2 protein-coding genes are annotated in these 3,046 nt (G+C 66.8%); both read left to right on the forward strand.

Annotated features, from left to right (window positions below):
• Positions 1-314: 314 nt before the first annotated feature.
• Positions 315-1,328 carry an SDR family oxidoreductase gene (locus tag AC1DYX_RS29965; protein WP_477265683.1) on the forward strand — a complete coding sequence of 338 codons (1,014 nt, stop codon included), beginning with the start codon at positions 315-317 and terminating at the stop codon, positions 1,326-1,328.
• A gap of 28 nt (positions 1,329-1,356) precedes the next feature.
• The coding region (locus AC1DYX_RS29970; protein ID WP_477265685.1) for a thiamine pyrophosphate-requiring protein at positions 1,357-3,046 on the forward strand (1,690 nt) is incomplete at its 3' end.

Below are 3,046 nucleotides of genomic sequence, written 5' to 3' on the forward strand. Positions count from 1 at the left end.
CACTCGGCCGGATGCGCGATGCTGGCGATCCATTCCCGCAGCCGGGCCAGGTCGTTGGCCGACAAAGCGACCGCGGCCAGCATGGCGAACAGGTCGTCGAACGTCAGGCTGCGCATTGTCACTCCGGAAGAGTTAACTCGACAATGCGTATGACTTCGGCAACAAATTAAAGTTCACATAACAAACGCGAACACAGCCTTTTTTTCGTCCTGCCATGCATGCGTTCAACAACTTTTTCACAAACATAACGTGACGAGGCGCATCGGCGCTTGGTGCTAAGCTTGCCCTTCAGCGCAACATCGGAGGGCCTCGACATGCCGCAAACACGCCATGAAGTCGTCGTGATCACGGGCGCCAGCGCGGGTATCGGCCGTGCGGCCGTACGGCAATTTGCGCGCCGCGGCGCCCGCATCGCACTGATCGCCCGCGAAACGGCGCGGCTGGAGGCGGCGCGCGCCGAAGCCGAGCGTCTCGGTGCGCCGCAAGCCATCGCCATCTCCGCCGACGTGGCCGACCATGCCCAGGTGGAAGCCGCCGCCGAACGGGCGGAACGCGAGCTGGGACCCATCGACATCTGGGTCAACAATGCGATGGCGACCGTGTTCGCCCCGTTCGCCGACATCGCGCCGGAAGATTTTCGCCGCGTCACCGACGTCACCTACCACGGCTTCGTATGGGGCACGATGGCCGCGCTGAAACGCATGCGGCCGCGCGACCGCGGCACCATCGTGCAGATCAGCTCGGCGCTCGCCTACCGCTCGATTCCCCTGCAATCGTCCTATTGCGGAGCCAAGCACGCGATCAAGGGATTCACCCAGTCCGTGCGCACGGAGCTGGAGCACGAGCGCAGCAACATCCACATCGCCGTCGTCGACATGCCTGGCGTGAACACCCCGCAGTTCGAGTGGTGCAAGACGACGCTGACGCACCATCCGAAACCCATCGGCACGTACTTCCAGCCGGAGGTCGCCGCGCGCGCGATCTGGTGGGCCGCGCATGCGCGCCGCGCCGAGATCTGCGTCGGCGCGCCGACCTTGTCCACCGTGCTGGCCGAGAAATACGTCCCGCGCCTGCTCGACCTGTACCTGGCACGCAAGGGCGTGTCCGGCCAGCAGGGTCCGCAGCCCATCCCGGCCGATCGTCCCGACAACCTGTGGCACCCCGTGCCCGGACCGTTCGCGGCGCACGGCACGTTCGACGAAGGCGCGAGCACGCGCAGCCTGCAGCTGTGGGCGACGACGCACCGCACGTGGCTGCTGGCCGGCATGGGCGCGGCCGCGGGTCTGACCGGTCTCGCGCTGGGACTGCGCCAGCAGCGCAGGCACTGAACCACCAACGCAACCACGAGGACATGACATGAGCAAAACCGTCGGAGACTTCTTCGTCGACCGCCTGGTCGAATGGGGCGTGCGCACCATCTTCGGCTATCCGGGCGATGGCATCAACGGCGTGCTGGGCGCGCTCGACCGCGCCGGCGGCAAGATCCAGTTCATCCAGGTACGCCACGAGGAGATGGGCGCCTTCATGGCCGCCGCGCACGCCAAGTTCACGGGCGAGCCCGGCGTATGCCTGTCGACCGGCGGTCCCGGCGCGGCCCACATGGTGACCGGCCTGTACGACGCGAAATGCGACCACGTGCCCGTGCTCGCGATCTGCGGCCAGGCGCCGACGACGGCGCGCGGCGCGCACTACCAGCAGGAGCTGAACCTGGAGCGCCTGTTCCAGGACGTGGCGGACTACGTGTACGAAGCGAGCCAGCCATCGCAGGTGCGCCACCTGCTCGACCGCGCCATGCGCACGGCACTCGGGCGGAATGGCGTGAGCGTGCTCGTGCTGCCGAACGACCTGCAGGAAAAGCCGTACGAAGACCCGCCACGCAGGCACGGCTCCGTGTTCTCCGGCATCGGCTACTCGAAGCCGCGGGTCGTCCCGTACGAGGTGGACCTGCGGCGCGCGGCCGATGTGCTGAACGCGGGCAGCAAGGTCGCGATGCTCGTCGGCGCCGGCGCGCTGAACGCCACCGACGAGGTGATCGCCGTGGCGGAGCGCCTGCAGGCCGGCTGTGCCAAGGCACTGCTGGGCAAGGCCGCCTTGCCCGACCACCTGGCATGGGTGACGGGCTCGATCGGCATCCTGGGCACCAGGGCCAGCTGGGAAATGATGAACGATTGCGACACGCTGCTGATGATCGGCACGGGCTTCCCGTACGCGGAATTCCTGCCGAAAGAAGGCAAGGCACGCGCCGTCCAGATCGACATCGACCCGACGATGCTGAGCGTGCGCTATCCGGCCGAGGTCAACCTGCACGGCGATGCCGCCGAAACGCTGCGCCTGCTGCTGCCGCTGCTGCGGGACAAGACGGATACCGACTGGCGCGCGAAGATCGAAAAGGAAGTGCGCGAGTCGTACAAGGTGCTGGAAGAACGCGCGCTGGCAGGCGCGAACCCGATCAATCCGCAGCGCGTGTGCCACGAACTGTCGCCGCTGCTCGCGCGCGACGCCATCGTCACGAGCGATTCCGGCTCCTGCGCCAACTGGTATGCGCGCGACCTCAAGGTACAGCGCGGCCAGATGTACTCGCTGTCCGGCGGCCTCGCATCGATGGGCGCGGCCGTACCGTATGCCATCGCGGCCAAGTTCGCCCATCCGGACCGCCCCGTGATCGCGCTCGTGGGCGACGGCGCCATGCAGATGAATAACATGGCGGAGCTGATCACCGTGTCGAAGTACTGGAAGCGTTGGCAGGATCCGCGCTGGATCGTGTGCGTCTTCAACAACCAGGACCTGAACCAGGTCACGTGGGAACAGCGCGTCATGGAGGGCAATCCCAAGTTCGAGGCCACGCAGCAGATTCCGGACGTACCCTATCACCGCTTCGGCGAACTGATCGGCCTGAAAGGCATCTATTGCGCCGATCCGGACCAGGTGGGCGAAGCATGGCGCGAGGCGCTGGCGGCCGACCGCCCCGTCGTCCTCGAGTTCAAGACCGACCCGGAAGTGCCGCCGCTGCCGTCGCACATCACGCTGGCCCAGGCGAAGCACTTCA

This window comes from Massilia sp. P2_C2 (assembly GCF_056404615.1).

What these genes read in the sequence shown, in the direction of transcription:
- AC1DYX_RS29965 (WP_477265683.1), top strand. Translation starts at nt 315, where the DNA reads ATGCCGCAAACACGCCATGAAGTCGTCGTGATCACGGGCGCCAGCGCG.